The organism is Dokdonia sp. LLG6352-1, assembly GCF_045055815.1.
Classification (GTDB): domain Bacteria; phylum Bacteroidota; class Bacteroidia; order Flavobacteriales; family Flavobacteriaceae; genus Dokdonia; species Dokdonia donghaensis.
In genome coordinates, this window is the sequence record NZ_CP159329.1 from 2,752,479 (window position 1) to 2,773,916 (window position 21,438).

21 protein-coding genes and 1 other RNA gene are annotated in these 21,438 nt (G+C 36.8%); 7 read left to right on the forward strand and 15 right to left on the reverse strand.

Going from position 1 to position 21,438, the window contains the following annotated elements:
- The 7 genes from cysQ to ABVM49_RS12340 form a co-directional block, all read right to left on the reverse strand.
- Complete coding sequence (gene cysQ, locus ABVM49_RS12310) at nt 1-801, reverse strand: 3'(2'),5'-bisphosphate nucleotidase CysQ (RefSeq protein WP_405202193.1); 801 nt, start codon at nt 799-801, stop codon at nt 1-3.
- Nucleotides 798-1,673: a dTDP-4-dehydrorhamnose reductase gene (gene rfbD / locus ABVM49_RS12315; RefSeq protein WP_405202194.1), complete on the reverse strand. Its 876-nt coding sequence runs from the start codon at nt 1,671-1,673 to the stop codon at nt 798-800. The genes cysQ and rfbD overlap by 4 nt, the downstream gene beginning before the upstream one ends.
- Complete coding sequence (rfbC, locus tag ABVM49_RS12320; RefSeq protein WP_405202195.1) at nt 1,674-2,228, reverse strand: dTDP-4-dehydrorhamnose 3,5-epimerase; 555 nt, start codon at nt 2,226-2,228, stop codon at nt 1,674-1,676.
- Nucleotides 2,228-3,082 carry a glucose-1-phosphate thymidylyltransferase RfbA gene (gene rfbA, locus ABVM49_RS12325; RefSeq protein ID WP_035324727.1) on the reverse strand — a complete coding sequence of 285 codons (855 nt, stop codon included), beginning with the start codon at nt 3,080-3,082 and terminating at the stop codon, nt 2,228-2,230. The genes rfbC and rfbA overlap by 1 nt, the downstream gene beginning before the upstream one ends.
- Nucleotides 3,082-4,125, reverse strand: coding sequence for a dTDP-glucose 4,6-dehydratase (rfbB, locus tag ABVM49_RS12330; RefSeq protein ID WP_405202197.1), 1,044 nt, complete (start codon nt 4,123-4,125; stop codon nt 3,082-3,084). The genes rfbA and rfbB overlap by 1 nt, the downstream gene beginning before the upstream one ends.
- Nucleotides 4,126-5,403: a nucleotide sugar dehydrogenase gene (locus ABVM49_RS12335; RefSeq protein ID WP_405202198.1), complete on the reverse strand. Its 1,278-nt coding sequence runs from the start codon at nt 5,401-5,403 to the stop codon at nt 4,126-4,128.
- Nucleotides 5,404-5,479: 76 nt separating this feature from the next.
- Nucleotides 5,480-6,478 (reverse strand): SDR family oxidoreductase, encoded by a 999-nt coding sequence (locus ABVM49_RS12340; protein WP_405202199.1) that lies wholly within the window; start codon nt 6,476-6,478, stop codon nt 5,480-5,482.
- Between the two features lie 157 nt (nt 6,479-6,635).
- Here ABVM49_RS12340 and ABVM49_RS12345 point away from each other — a divergent pair, with 157 nt between their 5' ends.
- The gene (locus ABVM49_RS12345; RefSeq protein ID WP_021779185.1) at nt 6,636-7,127 is read left to right on the forward strand and encodes a Dps family protein; all 492 of its coding nucleotides are present in this window, start codon (nt 6,636-6,638) and stop codon (nt 7,125-7,127) included.
- Between the two features lie 82 nt (nt 7,128-7,209).
- Here ABVM49_RS12345 and ABVM49_RS12350 read toward each other — a convergent pair whose 3' ends face one another.
- The 4 genes from ABVM49_RS12350 to ABVM49_RS12365 form a co-directional block, all read right to left on the reverse strand.
- Nucleotides 7,210-7,764, reverse strand: coding sequence for a 1-acyl-sn-glycerol-3-phosphate acyltransferase (locus tag ABVM49_RS12350; RefSeq protein WP_405202200.1), 555 nt, complete (start codon nt 7,762-7,764; stop codon nt 7,210-7,212).
- 5 nt (nt 7,765-7,769) lie between these two features.
- Entirely contained in the window at nt 7,770-8,489 is a 720-nt protein-coding gene (gene kdsB / locus ABVM49_RS12355; protein ID WP_405203680.1) for a 3-deoxy-manno-octulosonate cytidylyltransferase, read from the reverse strand.
- Between the two features lie 132 nt (nt 8,490-8,621).
- Complete coding sequence (locus ABVM49_RS12360; RefSeq protein ID WP_405202201.1) at nt 8,622-9,182, reverse strand: DUF4126 domain-containing protein; 561 nt, start codon at nt 9,180-9,182, stop codon at nt 8,622-8,624.
- 178 nt (nt 9,183-9,360) lie between these two features.
- A complete protein-coding gene (locus ABVM49_RS12365; RefSeq protein WP_405202202.1) occupies nt 9,361-10,794 on the reverse strand; it encodes an ATP-dependent RecD-like DNA helicase in 1,434 nt (477 codons plus the stop codon).
- A gap of 114 nt (nt 10,795-10,908) precedes the next feature.
- Between ABVM49_RS12365 and ABVM49_RS12370 the strand changes: the two genes are divergently transcribed.
- The 3 genes from ABVM49_RS12370 to ABVM49_RS12380 are packed head-to-tail and all read left to right on the forward strand — an operon-like array spanning nt 10,909 to nt 12,900.
- Nucleotides 10,909-11,559, forward strand: a complete 651-nt coding sequence (locus ABVM49_RS12370) for a hypothetical protein (RefSeq protein WP_405202203.1) — start codon at nt 10,909-10,911, stop codon at nt 11,557-11,559.
- Complete coding sequence (locus ABVM49_RS12375; RefSeq protein WP_405202204.1) at nt 11,477-12,343, forward strand: DUF3822 family protein; 867 nt, start codon at nt 11,477-11,479, stop codon at nt 12,341-12,343. Before ABVM49_RS12370 ends, ABVM49_RS12375 begins: the two co-directional genes overlap by 83 nt.
- Nucleotides 12,340-12,900: an RsmD family RNA methyltransferase gene (locus ABVM49_RS12380; protein ID WP_405202206.1), complete on the forward strand. Its 561-nt coding sequence runs from the start codon at nt 12,340-12,342 to the stop codon at nt 12,898-12,900. Before ABVM49_RS12375 ends, ABVM49_RS12380 begins: the two co-directional genes overlap by 4 nt.
- 93 nt (nt 12,901-12,993) lie before the next feature.
- Here ABVM49_RS12380 and rnpB read toward each other — a convergent pair.
- The 4 genes from rnpB to ABVM49_RS12400 form a co-directional block, all read right to left on the reverse strand.
- An RNA gene (gene rnpB / locus ABVM49_RS12385) (RNase P RNA component class A) lies at nt 12,994-13,314 on the reverse strand.
- Between the two features lie 58 nt (nt 13,315-13,372).
- Complete coding sequence (locus ABVM49_RS12390) at nt 13,373-15,952, reverse strand: phosphoenolpyruvate carboxylase (protein WP_405202207.1); 2,580 nt, start codon at nt 15,950-15,952, stop codon at nt 13,373-13,375.
- A gap of 330 nt (nt 15,953-16,282) precedes the next feature.
- Complete coding sequence (locus tag ABVM49_RS12395) at nt 16,283-18,352, reverse strand: M16 family metallopeptidase (RefSeq protein ID WP_405202208.1); 2,070 nt, start codon at nt 18,350-18,352, stop codon at nt 16,283-16,285.
- Nucleotides 18,352-19,671 carry a M16 family metallopeptidase gene (locus ABVM49_RS12400; protein WP_405202209.1) on the reverse strand — a complete coding sequence of 440 codons (1,320 nt, stop codon included), beginning with the start codon at nt 19,669-19,671 and terminating at the stop codon, nt 18,352-18,354. The genes ABVM49_RS12395 and ABVM49_RS12400 overlap by 1 nt, the downstream gene beginning before the upstream one ends.
- 226 nt (nt 19,672-19,897) lie before the next feature.
- On the opposite strand from ABVM49_RS12400, the gene ABVM49_RS12405 reads away from it, so the two are divergent.
- The 3 genes from ABVM49_RS12405 to ABVM49_RS12415 are packed head-to-tail and all read left to right on the forward strand — an operon-like array spanning nt 19,898 to nt 21,425.
- Entirely contained in the window at nt 19,898-20,545 is a 648-nt protein-coding gene (locus tag ABVM49_RS12405; protein ID WP_375252444.1) for a DUF4159 domain-containing protein, read from the forward strand.
- A 20-nt stretch (nt 20,546-20,565) separates the two neighbouring features.
- On the forward strand, nt 20,566-20,901 hold the full coding sequence (locus ABVM49_RS12410) for a hypothetical protein (protein ID WP_405202210.1): 336 nt from the start codon (nt 20,566-20,568) through the stop codon (nt 20,899-20,901).
- Nucleotides 20,902-20,930: 29 nt separating this feature from the next.
- Nucleotides 20,931-21,425 carry a TrmH family RNA methyltransferase gene (locus ABVM49_RS12415; RefSeq protein ID WP_405202211.1) on the forward strand — a complete coding sequence of 165 codons (495 nt, stop codon included), beginning with the start codon at nt 20,931-20,933 and terminating at the stop codon, nt 21,423-21,425.
- The last annotated feature ends 13 nt before the right edge of the window (nt 21,426-21,438 follow it).

A 21,438-nucleotide genomic window follows, 5' to 3' on the forward strand; every position in this document is an offset into this window, starting at 1 on the left:
TTAATAAGCTTCAAAGTTAGGACTAAATAAGGACTTCTTATTATATGTTAATTTCTCCATTGTTCCTGCAATAAAAACAGTAACTCCAGCGGTCTCACATATAGCATCACCAGCAGCCGTATCCCACTCCATACAAGGAGCAAATCTAGGGTATCTATCTGCATTTCCTTCTGCAAGTAGACAGAATTTAAGCGCACTACCCGCAGGAAGTAAGCTTACTGAAGTGGTTGTTTTTTTTAAATCCTCTATATACGATACTGTTTGCTCATTGAGGTGAGAGCGACTTGTCACGACTCGTATCTCTTTTTGTGCTTTTAGCTTATTTGTAAAAATTATATGCTTATCATCCACTACTTGATCCCACCCACTCTCTATTATAGGATTTGATATTTTATAGCTTTTGCATAGTAAGCTTCCACCTAAATATAGTGTATCAGACACCGGTATATAGATAATACCAAAAACTGGCCTAGTTCCTACTATCAATGCAATATTTACGGTAAATTCTCCATTGCGATTTATAAACTCTTTGGTTCCGTCTAATGGATCTACGAGCCAGAAGGTATCCCAAGTACTTCTTTCTTCATAAGGAATTTCGACGGCTTCTTCACTTAAAACAGGAATGTCTGTAGCGCTTAACTCCTTACAGATTACCTCGTGGGCACGAGTATCTGCAACTGTAAGGGGTGAATCATCACTTTTAAGAATGCTGTTAAATGCGGTCGCATATACCTCTCTAATTACATCACCAGCTTGAAGCGCAGCTTTGACAGCGATACCTTTAAATTGATCACTTATCATAATTTAACCAGCATTTTCTCAAGACTTTCTTCCCAAGGCACATTTTCAATCCCTAAAAGGTTGATGATTTTAGAACTTTCTAATTTACTATTTTTTGGGCGCGTGGCCTTTGTTACAAAGCGGTCGCTGGACGCAGGCAAAACATTTACACTCATTTTTTTATAGCTGAATACCGCTTTCGCGAAAGCGTACCACGTAGTGACACCCTCATTTGTATAATGATATACACCTGCATTGTGTGTAGTAAGCACGTTTGACAACTGTAAAACAACAGAAGCTAGATTATTTGCCAACGTAGGAGACCCATATTGATCGTTTACAACCGAAATCTCGTCTTTCTCATTACCTAATCGTAACATAGTCTTCACAAAATTACTCCCATAAACACTATACACCCAGGAGGTTCTTATAATAGCATAGTCAAGAAGCCCTGAAGTAATTATGGCCTGCTCACCAGCAAGTTTAGACTTGCCGTAAACCGTTGTTGGATTTGGAATATCTTCCACTGTATATTCTTCTGTTTTTTCTCCGTCAAAGACATAATCTGTAGAGATGTGAATGAGTTTGATTCCATTATCCTTACAAGCTTGAGCTAGATTCTTAGCGCCTATTTCATTTACTAGAAATGCTTTCTCTTTATCCTCTTCGGCGGCATCTACAGCGGTGTATGCGGCTGTGTTTATTATAACATCTGGTTGATGTAAATCAAGTGCTTTTTTAATAGAAGATGTTGATGTGATGTCTAACTCAGATTTTGACAGATGTATACTCGTAACATTCTCAAAAGTAGCTTCTTCCTCCTTAATGGCTTGTGCCAGCTGACCACCACCACCTGTAATGAGTAATCGTATATTTCGCGGAAGCGTACTCATTTAAAACAGGTTAGAAGGTAAATCTGCAAGTAGCGTATTTTCCTTATCTTTTTCTGAAAGGATGATATCCTGCTTATCTAATAACCAATCGATTTGCAATGATGGATCATTATATGCCAGACCACGCTCACTCGCTTTATTATAGTAGTTATCGCATTTATAAATAAACGTTGCGGTATCGCTAAGTGTTACAAAACCGTGTGCCATCCCTTTTGGAACGAAAAGTTGTTTTTTATTTTCTGCACTGAGACGTATGCTGTAAGCTTTCTTATAGGTAGGTTCGTTTTTTCTTAAATCAACAACTACATCAAGTACCTCACCTGCTACAACCCGTACGAGCTTAGATTGTGCAAACTCCCCTATTTGAAAATGAAGTCCACGCAAGACGCCATATGTAGACTGCGACTGATTATCTTGAACAAACTCTGGCTCAAATCCTGCAAAGCTTTGAAATGATTTTGCATTAAAGGATTCATAAAAATAACCTCGATCATCTTCAAAGACCTGTGGAGTGCATATAATTAAATCTTTGAATGCTGTTTTTTGAAATTCCACTATAGTGTATTTATGTATTGTGCATATGCACCTTTACCATATCTTGATGCACTTGCCTTAAGTGCTTCGTATGATATCCAATTCATCTTGTAAGCAATCTCCTCAAGACAAGCTATCATTGTGCTTTGATTACGTTGTAATACTCTTATAAATTCTGTTGCATCATCTAGCGCATCTACCGTGCCAGTATCAAACCAAGACATTCCTCTACTCATAACTCCTACAGTAAGCTTTTTACGAAGTAAATATTCTTGATTTATTGCTGTAATCTCAAGCTCTCCCCTATGAGAGGGCTTAATTTCTTTTGCAATAGCAACTACATCATTATCATAAAAATAAATACCTGGTACGGCGTAGTTAGATTGTGGACTCTCTGGTTTTTCTTCGATACTCGTGACATTCATATCCTTATCAAAAGCGACAACTCCAAAACGCTCTGGGTCACGCACAGGATATGCAAATATGGCACCTCCATCTACTGTTACTTTGCTTTGTAATAATTTACTGAGACCATTACCATAAAATATATTATCACCTAGTACAAGAGCTACTTTATCATTCCCAATAAAGGATTCTCCTATAATAAACGCTTCTGCAAGTCCGTTGGGCTGTTCTTGGACTTCATAAGAAAAAGAGCACCCAAGTCCTGATCCATCACCTAATAGCCTTTTAAATAGATGACTATCTTCTGGCGTTGTGATAATGAGAATCTCACGTATACCAGCAAGCATAAGTACTGATATAGGGTAATATATCATAGGCTTATCATACACAGGTAGCAATTGCTTGCTTACAGCAATGGTAAGTGGTGACAGTCTAGTTCCAGATCCTCCAGCAAGTACAATACCTTTCATTATGTATACATTTTATTGTAATATTCTTGATATGCTCCAGAAGTAACGTTCTCTAGCCAAGAGCTATTGGCAAGATACCAATCTATTGTGAGTTCTAGCCCTTCCTCAAAAGTAACAGATGGTTTCCACCCCAGTTCTTTTTCAATTTTTGAGGCATCTATCGCATATCGCTTGTCGTGACCTGGTCTGTCTTTTATAAAGGTAATAAGAGATTGAGAGGTATTACGCTTTCGCGAAAGCTTCTCATCCATCTTATCACATAATAACTTCACGAGATCAATATTTTTCCATTCATTAACCCCACCTATATTGTAGGTCTCGCCAAGTTTTCCTTCTTTAAATATACGTGCTATAGCTCTTGCGTGATCTTTTACAAATAACCAATCTCTTGTATAATTTCCATCACCGTAAACAGGCAGGGACTTGTTTAAAATAATGTTATTAATAAATAGAGGAATGAGTTTTTCTGGAAACTGATTAGGCCCATAATTGTTAGAGCAATTACTAATGATATATGGCAAACCATAGGTTTCTCCATAAGCTCTTACAAAATGATCTGAGCTTGCCTTAGACGCAGCATAGGGTGAGTTTGGGTCGTATGATGTAGTCTCTGTAAACAAGCCTGTCTCACCAAGTGTACCATACACCTCGTCTGTACTGATATGGTAGAAAAGCTTGTTATTAAAGTTATCTTTCCATATTTCCTTAGCTGCATTGAGCAAGTTTAATGTTCCAATAACGTTAGTCTGCACAAAAGCTAGAGGGTTTTTAATACTTCTATCTACGTGAGACTCTGCTGCTAGGTGTATTACCTTATCAAATTGATATTTGGAAAATAAGGTCATCAAAAAGGGGGCATCGTTAATGTCCCCTTTTATAAATGTATAATTGCTAGACGCTTCTACATCTACTAGGTTCTCTAGATTACCTGCATATGTTAGCGCATCAAGATTGTAAATACGACTCTCTGGAAAAACTTCTAGAAATAGCCTCACCACATGAGAACCTATAAAACCTGCTCCGCCTGTTATTAATATATTCATCTATAATCTACCGTCTACATTACCTTTTAATGTTCCCTTTACATCATAAATAATAGATCCATCTTTTCTCAATAATGAAAAATCTATTTTTTGAAATTCATCGTGTGAAACCGCTTGAATAATTGCATCAAATTTATGATTAGGCAATTCAGTCGTTACGTCAATTCCAAATTCTTTAAAAACTTCTTCATTATTTACCCAAGGATCGAATGTTGTCAAATTTACGCCATACTCGATTAAATTCTTATGAATATCAACAACTCTTGAGTTGCGGACATCGGGACAATTTTCTTTAAAAGTAATTCCTAACACAAGGATTTCAGAACCTTTAACCGGAATATCATTTTTAAGTAATAGCTTTATTACTTGACTAGCCACATATGATCCCATACTGTCATTGAGGCGTCTACCTGCCAAAATAATTTCAGGATTATACCCTAAGTTTAGTGCTTTTTCAGCAAGATAATATGGATCCACACCAATGCAGTGCCCACCTACCAAGCCAGGCTTGAAAGGAAGAAAATTCCATTTTGTTCCTGCCGCTTCGAGTACATCTTGAGTATCTATATCCATAAGATTAAAAATCTTAGCTAGCTCATTTACAAAAGCTATATTGATATCTCTTTGAGAATTTTCAATGACTTTTGCTGCCTCTGCAACTTTAATTGAAGGTGCTAGGTGCGTTCCTGCGGTTATCACAGAAGCATATAAATCATCTACCTTCTTACCTATTTCAGGCGTACTTCCAGATGTAACTTTTAAAATTTTATCTACCGTATGCAATTTATCTCCTGGATTAATTCTTTCTGGAGAATAACCAGCAAAAAAGTCTTTATTAAATATTAATCCACTATGTTTTTCTAAAATAGGAACACACTCCTCCTCTGTTACTCCAGGATATACCGTACTCTCATAAATGACTATATCATTTTTCTTTAGTACAGCTCCAATAGCTGCGCTACTGTCATAAAGAGGCTGGAGGACTGGCTTCTTGTGCACATCTATTGGAGTAGGTACCGTAACAATGTAAACGTTACAATCTGCAATATCATTTAAGATACTTGAGCACTTAAGTCCGTTAGTTTTTAAAGTTGATCGCAAGACATTTTTCAGATGACTACTTTGAACTTCTAAGGTAGTATCAATACCTGAATTAATTTCTTCTACTCGCTTGTTGTTAATATCATAACCCACAACATTATATTTTGATGCAAACAAACAAGCTAAAGGCAGACCAACATACCCTAGTCCAATTACTCCTATTTTAATATTTTCCATTATATAGACCTCCAAAGGCTTACAAGCCCTCATTTTTATAAATTGCAGAATAAGCAATTTAATCAAATATCTAGTATTAGACTAGATTATCATAATACCATTTTACAGCCTCTACCAAACCTTGACGTACGCTGTATTCTGGATTATACCCTAATAATTTTTTTGCTTTACTTATATCTGCAAGAGAATGAGGGACATCACCTACTCTATTGGGACCGAAAATCACTTCAATATTACTTATTGAAGCATCAAAAAATGACAATTCTTTTTTCAAAATTCTTATTAATTCCATAAGATCAATGCGTTCACCATAAGCTACATTATAGACTGTATTTAAGGCTTCCTTATTTTTAGAAAGCATCGCCCTAATATTCATTTCTATTACATTGTCTATATATGTAAAATCTCTAGAATAACTCCCATCCCCATTTATAACTGGTGATTCTTGATTCATCAAAAGATTTGTAAACTTAGGTATCACCGCCGCATAAGCGCCATTTGGGTCTTGTTTTCTACCGAAAACATTAAAATATCTAAGCCCTATACAATCTATCCCATATGTTTTATGAAATACATCTGCATACAACTCATTTACATATTTTGTTATTGCATAAGGAGACAATGGTTTCCCTATAATATCTTCTTGCTTTGGTAATCCTTGAGAGTCTCCGTATGTCGAAGAACTTGCCGCATACACAAAACGTTTTACACCTTTGTCTTTAGATGCGATGAGCATATTTAAAAATCCACCTACATTGACTTCATTACTCGTTGCAGGATCCTTTATTGATCTTGGCACAGATCCTAATGCAGCCTGATGCAGCACATAGTCACTCTGAGATACTGCCTTTTTACAAGTTTCAACATCTCTTATATCTCCTTCAATAAAAGTAAAATTTGAATGATCTATGATAGCATCTAGATTATATCTATGCCCAGTTGCAAAGTTATCTAGACAAGTTACAATTGCACCATTATTAATAAGAACTTCACAGATATTAGAACCTATAAAACCAGCTCCTCCTGTCACTAAAATCCTTTTACCTTCAAGCTCATTAGTCAGGTCTGTATCCATTATTTTTTTAATCCAAATATAAAGTATTTTCTATGCCCTCAGAACATTGTTTTTTTATCACAATCTTAGCATATCGGGTTAAACTTATCCCAAACCAACCCGCAAATAACCCACAGACCTCTAAGCCTTTGTAATTTTATATAAAAACCAAAGAACTATGAATTATTTAAACTTAGACACAAAAAAAACCAAAGAGACAGTTACAGAGCTCAACATACTTTTATCTGACTATCACGTATACTACCAAAAACTTCGCAATTTTCACTGGAATGTTTCAGGTGAGAACTTTTTTGACTTACACGAGCAGTTTGAACAACTTTATGATGATGCCAAAATTAAAATCGATGAGATTGCAGAGCGTATCCTAACTTTGCGTTTTGCACCGGTAAGTAATCTCTCAGATTATCTTGAAGCATCTAGTATTAAAGAGTCAAAATCTGATCTGTCTGACAGAGATATGGTAGACACGATACTTGGTGATCACGGAAAAATTCTCAAACAACTAAGCGCTGTTGTGAAAAAAGCAGACGATGCTGGTGACGAAGGTACCATAGACCTTATAGGAGCTTACATACGTGAACTAGAAAAAACTAGCTGGATGCTGGACGCTTGGAGAAAGAAAACTGCAGGCACTTACAAAGAAGCATAAATCCTAATCACTTTTACAAATAAAAAATGCCTCAATACTTTAAATAGTATTGAGGCATTTTATTTAAGTATTTATAAAATTTCTACTCATCTGGAGTAAAACTATATTCTGGCACCTTACCTACAGCTCCCACAAAGAACTCGTGTATAAGTGCAAGGTCTTCATCTATATTACCTGACGGATATAAAGGCTTAGATATACGTTGCTCCTTTTTACCAAAATCAAAAGCAACCATTATAATAGGCACCTCTGCTGCAAGAGCAATGTAATAAAACCCTGTTTTAAGCTTATCAACTTTTTTACGTGTTCCCTCCGGGGCTATGGTAAGTCTAAACTCCTCTTTATCCTTAAAAACATTTGCGATAGATTGTACTTTATCTTGACCTGGTGTACGGTCTATAGGCGCACCTCCCATTGCTTTAAAAATAGGTCCCATAGGCCATTTAAAAAGCTCCTTCTTACCGATAAAGCCTATCTTAACATCGAGCATAGTACGAAGTAAAATACCCATATAAAAATCGTGCCAGCTGGTGTGGGGCACAGCGATTACTACAGCCTTCTTTACTGTGTCTTGAGAAAAGTCACCTTTTACCTTCCAGCCTAAAATATTTTTATATATAAACTTTGCAAGTCCCATATGCGCTACTTATTCGAATAAATTTTAATTGCTTTTTCTAAATCTTCTGGAGTATCAATACCTATTGCAAGCCTTGATGAACGTACCATTTTAATTTTTTTACCATACTCTAAGAATCGTATGCACTCTATTTTTTCTGCCTTTTCAAGGGGTGTCATATGCATAGATGCAAAGTCAAGTATTGCCTGCTTTCTAAAGGCATAAATACCTTTATGCTTATATGTGATTATACCAGATTCATTATCGCGTACATATGGAAGTGGTGACCTAGAGAAGTATAATGCAAAGTCAAAATTATCCACAATAACCTTTACATTATTAGGGTTTACAATCTCTTGCTCCTCCTTCATAGGCATCATCACACTAGCAAGATCTATTTGTGCAGCATCATCTCCATAAAACACGTCTAACACTGGTGCTAAGTCCTCCCTACTCGTAAAAGGTTCATCTCCTTGTACGTTTACAACCACATCTACATCTAGAGAAGCCACTGCCTCTGCAATTCTATCACTACCGCACTCGTGCTCTTTAACACTCATAATAGCCTTACCGCCCTCGGCTTCTATGGTGTTATAAATAACATCACTATCTGTAACTACATATACTTCGTCAAACAACTTTGTGGCCACTACACTCTCATAGGTGCGCACAATAACAGGCTTACCTGCAAGATCTTTCATCATCTTACCTGGAAACCTAGACGCAGCATAACGTGCAGGTATCATTGCTATAATCTTCAGATTTTCTTTCAATATATTGACTTTTTGAATGTCTTATTCTGGTTATAATTACGCTTTCGCGAAAGCATAAAACACCTTAAAACAAGTTGCAAAGTTACTTAAAAAGAAATGTAAAATTTAGGCCCTTCTTAGCCTAGAAATAATCTTCCAGGCAAGACCTACAAGTAACAATACAATCACTAGTGCGAGTATAGGCGAAAAGATACTCGCTACTGAAACTGTAGTCGCTGCAATGGTTTCTGTCCCTGCAACTAGTGGATTTGCAACACCACCTGTCGTTGCTGTACTCCCTAATCTGGTGGCGCTCGTAGTACCAGAAACAGCTGCCGCTGCTCCGCCACCAGCAATGATGGCCAGTGCCCAAGTAATAGTAGGATCCATATCTCCCATAGTAGCTACCATAAGTAATGTACCCGCGATTGCAGCTAGTGGTACAGATATCGTGTCCAGTAGGTTATCAACCCAAGGAATAAAATAAGCTCCTACTTCAAATAATGTAGCAACACCAAGTAAAACTAGCGCCGGAACGCTACCTACCCACTGCCAAGTATCGTTTACTGGAAACCAACCAAAGTGCGCAGATAAGCTTAAGACTAATAAAGGTACAAACACTCTAAAACCAGCGGCGGCGGCAAGTGAAAATCCTAATATGATACTTACTATTAATTCAAAACTCATATTTGTAAACTTATTTATATACAGACGTTATAATCAAAAAACTAGCCATAAATATATAACTATCTAGTCCCTAGCCCCGATTGTAGTGAAAATCCCGCAAAAGCTGGCGTAGCCGCGATGAGGAATTGTAGCGTAAAGCGGGAAATAGCTCCAAATTATTATTTAGCCAGAATGGATATTATCGATCTGTAAACATATCATCTTTAAAACCTATGAGGTAGAGTTTACTCTTTGCTCTTGTAATAGCTGTATATAACCAGCGTAGGTAATCTTTACTCATCCCGTCTGGAAGGTAGGGTTGCTCTATAAAAACATTTTCCCACTGTCCTCCTTGTGATTTGTGACAAGTAATAGCATAAGAAAACTTTACCTGTAAGGCATTAAAGTATTTGTTGTTTTTTATTTTTTGGAATCGTTTGTAATTAGACTTCTCGTCTACATAGTCTTTTTGAACTTCTTTATAGAGCCGATCTCCATCTTCATAAGGTAGTGCAGGCGTCTCTAGTGTAAGCACATCTAGCATAACTACTGTCTCAAATGGTTGCATTTGAGGGTAATCTACCATTTGTACTTTTACCTCTGCAAAGCGAAAGCCGTAGAGTTCCTTAATGGCTAGTATTTCTAACACCTTAACTATATCTCCATTTGCAATAAACCCCGCATCGCTTTTTGCATCTAGCCAGAAGTAATTATTTTTTACCACCATTAAGTGATCTCCTGCAGATATTTCTTCTTCTTGAAAGAGAATACGATTTCTTATTTGCTGGTTATATAGGTTTGCTCTCTTGTTAGATCTTACAATGATTGCAGTTTCTTCTGTACCTACAGAGCTGTAGCAATCATTTATGGCATCCATAATCTCGTGACCGTCTACTAGTCTAACAATATCCTTAAACCCATCTAATTCAAATTTAAAATCTTCATAAAACCCTTCAGAAAGCTGTTCTCTTAGAGCGGTTGCATTCATAAGTATGCCACTATCTTCTCCTTGACGCATTACCTCGTCTAGCTGTATAGTCTCTACGGTTTTATTAAACTGCAATGACAACATATCAATATCTAGAGCTGGGGACATCTCAAGCTTTACAGGAGGTAACTGCGCCTCGTCTCCTACTAATATAAGTTTACATTTGTAACCACTATACACGTATTGCATCATATCATCTAGCAGAGATCCATTGTCAAAAAACTTGGAGCTAGTAGCTTTATCAGAAATCATAGATGCCTCATCTACTATAAAGAGACAGTTTCTATGTTTATTAGGCTGTAGCGTAAAAGAAACGCCTCCTCCACGTTCTTTTTTTGGGAAATAAATTTTGCGATGTATAGTATACGCCTGTTTTTTACTATAATTACTGGCAACTTTTGCTGCTCGACCCGTAGGTGCCATAAGAACTGATGACATTTTTGCGTGCCATAGATTTTTTACAACCGTACCTATCACTGTAGTCTTACCTGTACCTGCAAACCCTTTAAGAACGAATACTTTATCCTTAGAACTATCAAACAAAAAGTGAGATAACTGCTCTAGTAGCCTATCTTGTTTTATGGTAGGTTGATGTTCAAAATCTTTTACTAATAGCTTATAGAATGCTCGGGCGTCTTTAATCATAGAAGGCTTAGAATACAACGAAATTAAGCAAACGAAAAATGAGATAATAAATTTTTGTGTGTAAAAAAAAATTGTAGATTTGTTGCTCACCATAACTAATTTAAACATCATTACATGAAACTAGTATTACAGCTTGTACTTTGGGTAGTAATTGCCGCATTAGGTTACCTTCTTTTTAACGCAATTTGGGGAGAAGTAAAATTTAATGAAGTTAAGGAAGCGCGTTACAGTGCTGCCATAAAAAATATGCGTGATCTAAGACAGGCGCAACTAGCTCATAAAACAGTTACAGGTACTTACCAGAAGGATTTTGATAAATTAGTACGTTTTATTGATACTGCAGAGTTTACAATTACTCAACGTAGAGATACAACTGTACTAGACGAAGAAAAAACAAAACGTTTCCGTGTAGATACATTTAAAGAAATAGTAGTAGTTGACACACTAGGTACTCGCCCAGTTAAAGATTCACTATTCAAAGGGTCTGATCGTTATAAGACTATGATCAATGTGCCAATAGAGGGAATAGACGCAAAGTATACTATGGATGCTGGTCAAATAGAAAAGAGTAACACAATGTACCCTGTGTTTCTTATCTCTATTGATAAAGATGTCTTACTTGCAGATCAACCTAAAGATTATGTTGCAAAAGAAAAGCAAGTAGTCTCAGTAGATGGGGTAAATGGAGACGCACTTACTGTGGGATCTATGGAAACTATCAACACAAACGGTAACTGGCCTAAGAGTTATGGGGCTAATGACTAGTCAAGACAACACAAACTCATTATATAGTCTGTCCATCCAAATACACTTGGATGGACTTTCTTTTTTTACCCAAAACAGCCATAGCAAAGAAGTAATAGCCACACAGACTATAAAATTTACAAATAATGTAAATCCTACTTCATTGAGTAATGAGGTAGAAAAGGCTTTTAAAAATAATGAGATACTCTCCCAAAATTTTGCAAAGGTAATTGTAGTCTATTCTAACGAGCTATTTACAATGGTTCCAAAGGCACTCTTTGATGTCGAAAAAGGTGCAGATTATTTAAAGTTCAATACAAAAATTCTTAGTACAGATCACATCTCTCACGATGTGATAGACTTTTATGACCTTGTAAACGTATATGTGCCATACACCAGTGTAAATAATTTTCTTTTTGAAACCTTTGGCTCTTTTGATTATTACCATAGTACAACGGTTTTTACAAAATTTCTATTAAACAAGTTTGTAAATAGCACAGAACCAAAAATCTTGACAAATTTTCAAGACTCATACTTCGAAATGGGTATTGTAGCAAATAAGAAACTGCTCTTTGTAAACCGTTTTGAAATTAGAACTAAGGAAGACTTCATCTATTATATGCTCTTTACAATGGAGCAATTAGAATTGAGTCCAGAAACTATAGAAGTAGTGCTTACAGGTACTATTACAAAGGATGATCCTTATTATGAGCTAGCACACACTTATGTACGACACCTTAGCGTTCTAGAAGCAGTACATACACAAATACCACAAGACCAAGCTATACTTGGCAGTTTATTATGACACGTATCATATCTGGAAAATACAAAGGCCGAAGAATCGCGGCACCAAAAAAGCTACCCGTTCGCCCTACTACAGATATGGCAAAGGAAGCCCTTTTTAATATTATAAGAAGCAACTATCACATAAGCCAGCTTAGCGTGTTAGACCTGTTCGCGGGTACTGGAAATATAAGCTATGAGTTTGCCTCTAGGGGTACAGATCAAATCACTGCAGTAGATGGTCATTATGGCTGTGTACAGTTTATAAACAAAACGTCACAAGAGTTTGATTTTTCTATACACACTATAAAAAGCGATGTCTTTAAATATTTAGAACGTGCTACAGGAAGTTACGACATCATATTTGCAGACCCCCCATACGATATAGACATTAAGCACTTTGAAAAGATTGCAACACTGGTATTTAAAAATAATCTCTTAGAGCAAGATGGTGTACTCATCATCGAGCACGGTAAGTATTCAAAACTTGATGGCTTTACAAACTACGTGCAGACCCGTCATTATGGTGGTAATGCCTTTAGCTTTTTTGAACTCCCAGAAAGTAATGAAGAAGAATAAGAACGCTTTCGCGAAAGCGTAACAACATACACTAAAATTAATAAATCCCGCTAGTCGCGGGATTTATTGTTATATAGATTTATTTATAATCATAAAATAAGCAGGCCTATAAGCCGGATTCTGTTCAATCTAGATGCTTCTAGAAATTCCTTATTATTTATCTGGGATTATCATTACTAATAATCTCTATCTGTCTACCCTCCCACAACGCGCGGATCGCACTTAACTGTGAGTATACTTGACATTGCACCGCATAGAGTTTACCTGGGTTCGCTACAGCATTACCTGTACATTCTTTCTGTTGCACTTGTCCTCTCCCAAAACGAGTTTGGGATGACGGCCGTTAGCCGCTATGCTATCCTGTGGTGTCCGGACTTTCCTATCCATTGCTGGATCAATAAGGCGGCCTGCTGTCGCAAAGGTAGTCTAAGTATAACAAGGGAGCAATACTTACTCCCTTATCATTACTAGTTTATGCCGAATTTCTACTCGCATTTATGTTTCCAAAGAGTGACCTTGTAACCATACGCTCGTATACCTTTGCCTTATCTGTTTGCTCTCCATAACGTTGCATATCTTGTATGGCTCTAAGCGCATACTGCTGTATAGTCAATAGTGGTAGTACAATATTCTCTCTTTCTTGAATAGACGCTTTACCTGCCTTCTCATTTTCCATTAACTCCGTAAGTCCCGCCACTTCTAGCATTAATCGCTTGCTGCGCTTATACTCTTCAAAGAGTAACTTCCAGAACTCGCCAAATTCTTGATCTTCTTGCATATATGCTGTAAGTCCAAAAAATGATTTTGTAAGACTCATCATACTATTCTCAAGTAACGTTCGGAAGAATGAACTATTTTTATATAGCTGCTTTACATCCTCTAGTTTTCCAGCATCTTCAAAAAAGGCAAGTGCTGTTCCTACTCCATAAAAACCAGGTACATTTTGTTTAAGCTGGCTCCAACTACCTACAAATGGAATCGCTCTAAGATCTCCAAAATCTAAAGTGCTTTTTTGAGATCGCTTGCTAGGGCGGCTACCTATATTAGTTTTTGCATAATACTTCAGGGTCGACATACGCTCTAGGTATGGCAAGAACTTATCGTGTCCTTTAAATGCCGTATAAGCCTCATAGCTCTTTTGTGCGAGTGCTTCTAGCGTTTCTCTATCTGATTGTGAGATATCATTATGTGCTCCCTTAAAGACCTCGTTATTAACACCGCTACTAAGTAGTTGCTCTAGATTGTACTGACAAGAATCTACCGTTCCAAAATTAGAACTTATAGTTTGTCCTTGTACTGTAATCTGAATTTCTTGTGCTTCTATATTAGGTCCTAATGATGCATAAAATTGGTGTGTTTTACCACCTCCACGTGCTGGTGGTCCTCCTCTACCGTCAAAGAAAATTACCGTTACCCCATACTTTCTAGACATAGCGGTCATTGCCTCCTTAGCCTTAAAGATACTCCAGTTTGCCATTAAATAACCACCATCTTTTGTTCCGTCAGAAAAGCCTAGCATTATAGTCTGTCGCATACCGCGACTCTTTAAGTGTTTACTGTAAGTTGGATTTGTATACAGCGCTTCCATCACAGCGGGTGCAGCAATAAGATCTGGTACGGTCTCAAACAGTGGTGCTACATCTGCCGTAGGAGATTCCCAGTCACATAGTCTTAAAAATGTAAAGGCTTGCATCACGTGTAGTGCGCTTTGTGAGTTACTTATGATATATCTGTTTGAGCCACGCTCACCATTTTCATCTTGAATGGTTTTCATCGCATAGATAGAGCCAAGGGTTTTAGTCACAACTTCCTCTTCAAAATTTTCTGGATCTAGCGCTCCGTGCACGTTGTTTAAGAAGTCTATTTGCTCGCTTTCGCTTAAAGCGAGATAACCCTCTGGAAAAATCTTTGATCCATTTATAGTTGCATTTTCAACAATTTGCTCAAAAACTATTTTATGAATACTACTATCCTGTCGTATATCTAACGATGCAAAGTGAAGTCCAAAAAGTTCTACCTTATGAATAAGACTATCTATTTTATCTAAATATAAGCTCTGGTGCTTATCTCTTACAATATCACGGATATCTTTAAGTGTATTGAGAATAGAGGCTTGTGAAATGGCTGGTTTCTCTTCAGAAAAAATAGCTGTATATACTTGATCTTCTAGTTCTGAAAGTGGTGCCTCAGTACCTCTAAAGGTGATTCTCCTACGTAATTGCTTTATCTCTCTATAATAATTTCTAAGTACAGAACTACGCAACTTTCTGGCAACCTTAAGTGTTATAGCTGTGGTAACAAATGGATTACCATCACGGTCACCACCTGGCCAAAAACCAAGATCTACAAGCGTATTACTAAAGCTTTCATCTTGTATTAAGTGCCTATGCAGGTAGTCATATATAGCCCCCGCACTGTGATAAAACACGTTTTCTAAATACCAGATAAGACTCACAGCTTCATCATATGGCGTAGGTTTTTCTTTTTTAAAGAATGGTGTTTTACCTAACTGTGCAAGTAAGGTTTTTATATCTTCAAGTCGATTATCTCTTATTGCAGCACTTAGATCATTTATGATACCTAATACTACGCCTGGATAAAATTGTGTAGGGTGTGCCGTAAGTACGGGACGTATAGTAAACATGTTTAAGTAAGAGATGAGCTCTTCCTTTTTACCCGTTGCCTCTGCCTCTTCTTTTATATTACGCAGGGTACCTCGACCATCCATATTATTTACAATACGATATGAAGCGTCTTCAATCGCGTCAAATAACACTACTTGTCGCTCGATATACTGTATAAATTTAAACAATATGTCTTCGCGTTCTTTTTCTGTAGCATCACGCATATAACGCTCAAAGAAGTACTCAATAATTTCTGTCGGGTTTTTATTGTCTTTATACCCTTCCTTACATATAGAATGAAACAGCGGTAAAAGGACCCCCGTGTTTGAGATACCATCAAAGGGAAGCGTCATAAATATCCCATTATAGACTTCGTATTTTGACTTTACATTTGCGTTAAATCTCTCTATTTTCGGTTCTCTTGACATCTGTTAATATTTTTACTAAAAATACGTAAACCTCAAGTATTGCAGGCTCTACAATACTAGTTTTGGCGATCTCATAAAAAAAGACTGTCTTTGGTTTAAAATATATTATTTGCAATCGTTTTCGGGCATTTTTATTTCATTATATCTAACTATAATTTTTACTAGATATGAGTACGCTTTCGCGAAAGCGTAAAACTCCCCCTTTATAGCAGCTTGGTTTTATTACATTGTAGTGTATTGCATTTTAAAAATGCAGCCAGCAGTGTAATCTTGAGACATAAAAAAAAAGCCAGCAAAAGCTGACCTTTAATAGTAGTTTATAGAATGAAATTACTCAAAATCTGCATTTGTGATGCCTTCATTTACCTTAATTTCTGTCACATTAAACTCTATAGATTGTGGGCCAAATGACTGACTTAATACAAAAGGAAATTTGATTCCTCCCACATCTTGATATTTGCTCAAAGTGATAGACGTTTTTACAGTCTGACCTTGCATTTCTTGTATAGTTACCTCCTGAAGTTTAAGCCCCGTTTTTGTACTGTAGTAGTTCATTTTACCATCTGCTACTTTAACCACATAAGCATCTTCTCCATTTACTTTTTCTATACCTTCTAGGCTCGCTCCACCATTTAACCAGTTTACTTCTGGAAATGGAGATGACTCAGCTTTTACCTTCTCAACATCTTCTCCTTCTAGATCTTTGCGTTGCCCTTGTACAACTACATATCCTTTATCTCCATCAAGTACTTGTTTTGAAACTGAGTTTCCTCCCATCATAATGTTTTGTACAAACTGATCTTTTGTAGTTTTTTTGAGTTCTAGATCAAGCGTCATACCTTGCATAGCTCCTTGTGCTTTGATATAAACCGAGTTTACCGCAGCAAGCTTATCTTTACCACCTATAGCAGCAATGTAAGATTCGAGCACCTTATTTACCGTAAGATCTGCAGGTAGTTCTTTTTTGAATTCTGGTTTTTCTATTCCTTCACCGTATACGTCAAAGTACTTTACAGGGATAGTCTTACCGTCTATAACCACCTTACTTAGATTATCTATTACCTCACTACCCTTTCCAGTCACAACGATTCTCGCGTTATCACCTTTAAATAGTTTACTAGCTGCATTTTGTACATCTTGTTGAGATACCTTATCTATATTAGACAGGTAGTTTTTGTAAAAATCTTTAGGGAGACCTTTACTCTCTATGTTATATGCATAGTTTGCAATAGTTTGCGGTCGCTCTAGAGCGAGTACAAAGCTACCTGTATACTTAGCTTTTGCATTTGCTAACTCTTCTGGCGATACCGGCTCAGACCCTATACGGTTAATCTCTTTTACAATCTCTACCACAGAGCTATCTGTAACTGCATTACGCACACTTGCTGTAGCGCTAAAACGAGTTACTGTCTTTTCATTAGAACCTATTCTTGAGTATGATCCATAAGTATATCCTTTATCTTCACGTAGGTTATTAAAAAGACGTGCTTCTCCTCCACCTCCTAAGATGTTATTTGCAATAAGAGCCGGAAAATAATCTTGGTCTGTCATTTTAAGCTCAACAGTATTTTGAACTGCAATTTCTGACTGAACGGCATTGTCCATATTAACAAAGTTGATTTCTGTAGTAGAAACATTTTGCTTTTCAGAAAATGGTGTTTCTGGTATAGTTCCTTTTTTCCACTTCTTGAAGTTGTCTTTTACTACCTTCTTTACAGTATCAAAATTTACATCACCTATAATGATTAAGTATCCATTATTAGGTCTAAAGTAGTCTGAATGAAACTTCTCAACATCTGCAAGAGTTACATTATTTACAGTCTCTTCTGTAGTGAACTCTCCATAAGGGTGGTCTGCACCATAAGCTAGTACACTTTGTACTCGACCAGCGATAGCTGTCACACTCTTCTCATTAGATTTTAATCCTTCTATGAGACGTTCCTTTTCTTTATCAAACTCTACTTGTGTAAAATTTGGATTTATACCAGCATCTGCAGTAAGTTCAACTAGACGTTCAAAATACTTAGATAGACCGCTTGCAAATGCGCTCTGAGACCCAAAGCTTATGTTTGCTCCAAGATAATCTACCTCTTCTTCAAACACATCTTTTGCAATACTCTTAGACCCTTTACCTAACATAGATGAAGTAAGGGCAGCTACTCCAGCCTTTTCTCCCTCTACAATAAGAGGGTTATCTATAGTAAGTTGTATAGATACTCTAGGTAGCTTTTTATTTTCTACAACTAGTACTTTAAGACCATTTTTGAGCTCAAAAGAGGCTGGGTCTTTAAGATTTATCTCAGGAGCTGGACCCGGCTCAGGTTGTTTACTTCTGTCCACTTGTGCATAACTAGCTGTTGCTAGCAATAACATTGCACCTATTATAATATTCTTCTTCATTATTTTTCTTTTTGAGATTCTGGTAAGTACTCTAATATTACACGCTCATTTTCTTTAAGATATTTGATAGCTGCTGCCTTAATATCTTCTCTAGTTATTGATCTATAGATATCAATCTCAGTATTAATAAGATTAGTATCATCATATAACATATAGTTGCGCGCAAGTGAGTTTGCAATACCTTCTACACTACTGTTAGAGTTTACAAAGCGGTTTTCAAATTTGTTCTGAAGCTTCTGGTAGTCTCTTTCGGAAATTAATGTTGTTTGAAGCTTTACAATCTCCTCATCCATCTCTGTAATTAAATCATCTAGAGAGTTATCACCTAGTGGTAAAGCACCTATTAAATATGATCCATAATCTTCTTGTGCACCGCTAAAAGCAAATACTTGCAGCGCCTTTTTCTTAGTATCTACTAATTTCTTGTAAAGTCTAGAACTCTTACCATCACTTAATACTGATGATACCATATCGAGCACATAAGCATCCTTCTCTGTTTGAGCAGGTGTTCTATAAGCTAGAAAAATAGCTGGTATCTGTATGTTAGGATCATAAAATGTCTCTCTTACTGGCACTACAGGATCTTCCTTAAAATTATTACGTATAATATCTTTACCTCTAGGTATAGGTGCAAAATACGTGTCAATCATCTTTTTTGTCTCTGCAACATCAATATCTCCAGCCACAACGAGCACGGCATTATTAGGCACATAATATGTATCACTAAATTTTTGAAAATCTTCTAGTGTTGCACTAGCGAGATGGTCAAGAGATCCTATGGTAGTCCAACGGTACGGGTGTTTTTTAAAAAGCATCTTACCTATTACTTCTTGAAAACGACCGTAAGGCTGGTTATCTACTCTAAGACGTTTTTCTTCTTGAACTACTTCTTTTTGAGTATCAACACCTATTTGATTAATAATAGGGTGAAGTAAACGCTCAGACTCCATCCACAAACCAAGCTCTAGGTTATTAGAAGGAAAGACCTCATAATAATAAGTACGGTCTTGTGTTGTATTTGCATTGTTTTTACCTCCATTAGAAGTAACTATTTTAAACCACTCACCACGCTCAATGTTTTCTGTCCCTTCAAAAAGAAGGTGTTCAAAAAAGTGAGCAAATCCTGTTTTACTTGGATCTTCATCTTTTGCTCCTACGTGATACATAACTGATGTTGTTACTACAGGTGCGCTGTTATCTTGATGTAAAATAACGTGCATACCGTTATCAAGATCATACTCTTCAAAGCTAACTTCTTGTGCTGTAAGGACTACGCCACTCAACATAAAAGCTGCCAAAGCATACATTTTCTTTTTCATATTAAAAATTAAAATTAGTGTTAGTACGTAAGTCGCAATCGTTGTAAATTGTTACAACTTACTAGAGTAAATTTAAGAACTCATTGTACTAACGGCAAGCCTAGGCAGTAGTTATCATCTCACTAGAAGCTGGATTTTAGAACTTTATGATTTCTGTTTAACTTTAATATAATTTAGTACACTCATAATTTAAGTTATCATTATTTTTAATTTTATAAATTCATTTATGCATCGCACCTTACTAGCAGTCATTATACTATTGTTAACCAGCGGGTTTATAACTGCCCAAGATCTTGCAGTACTAAAATATAAAGGAGGTGGAGACTGGTACAGTAATCCCACTGCCCTGCCTAATCTTATACGTTTTTGTAATAAGAACATAAACACAAAGATGAATGATAAACCAGAATCTGTAGATGCTGGTAGTATCGACGTGTTTCAATACCCACTGCTGCATATGACGGGTCACGGTAATGTACTTTTTACAGATGACGATGTAGAGAACCTTAGGGATTACCTCACTAGCGGAGGCTTCTTACACATAGATGATAATTATGGAATGGCTGAGTATTTACCTAAGGAACTCAAAAAGATTTTTCCAGACCAAGAGCTTACAGAGCTTGCAGCTAGCCACCCCATTTTTTCTAGTGCTTATAAATTTCCGCAGGGACTACCCAAAATACACGAACACGATGGAAAGAGACCACAAGCACTAGGGCTCTTTTATGAAGACAGACTCGTCGTATTATTTACAACAGAGTCAGACATAGGTGATGGCTGGGAAGATCCAGAAGTACACGGCGATCCAGAGAGTGTGAGACAAAAAGCGCTCCAAATGGGTGCAAACATTGTTAAGTATGCTTTTGAAAATTAACAACCAATAAATCAGTAAAATTGAGATTATATTACTACTGCAGTTCTTGTAAAAAAGAAAATAGTTTTAAGACTAAAGCTACAAACCGCTTTGAGCTTCAAGAAGAAAGAGGAAACCACATAAACGAACGCTGTAACTCGTGTGGGTCTCAAGTTAAAAGAAGAGTAAATCGAGTGCACGCCAAACCAAACCTAGGTATTGTTCTAGCCGGTCTCGCTCTTGGGGTTATTACTACAGTATTTTTATGGAACCTAGGCTGGATAGCAACACTTACATTTACAATACCTATCCTTGCTTTTTCATATGCAAATAATATGTCGAGCAATTTTAACAAAGTGATGGTAGATGACAAGTAACTAATCATAAACATTATATAACTCACCCCTTGCAATTAACTCATACACATCACACCCCAGCTTCTCATAACAAAGAGATTATCATTGTATGCGATCACGTTTCTGGCCCGGCAAATGCGGGTAGCATTTTTAGGCTGGCAGATGCTTTTGGTGTACAAGAGATCATTTTTTGCGGCAACGCTCCAGATGTTACTAGTAGTAGACTACGTAAGACGGCTCGCAATACAGAACGTACGGTCCGCTTTCGCGAAAGCGAGAATATAAGCACTACACTTATTAATCTAAGAGAGCAAGGGTTTAGCACTATCGCACTAGAGATAGATTCTACAAGTATTCCCATTGCCGAAGTTCATATTGCTAATATGTCAAAAATTTCACTTGTTATAGGAGCCGAAAGTACTGGTGTCACTCCAGAAGCTTTAGAACAATGTGCCGTAATCGCACATATACCTATGCACGGCATTAATAGTAGTATGAATGTAGCACAAGCCGCAGGCATCGCACTTTACGAGCTCACACGATAATAAAACCAGTATC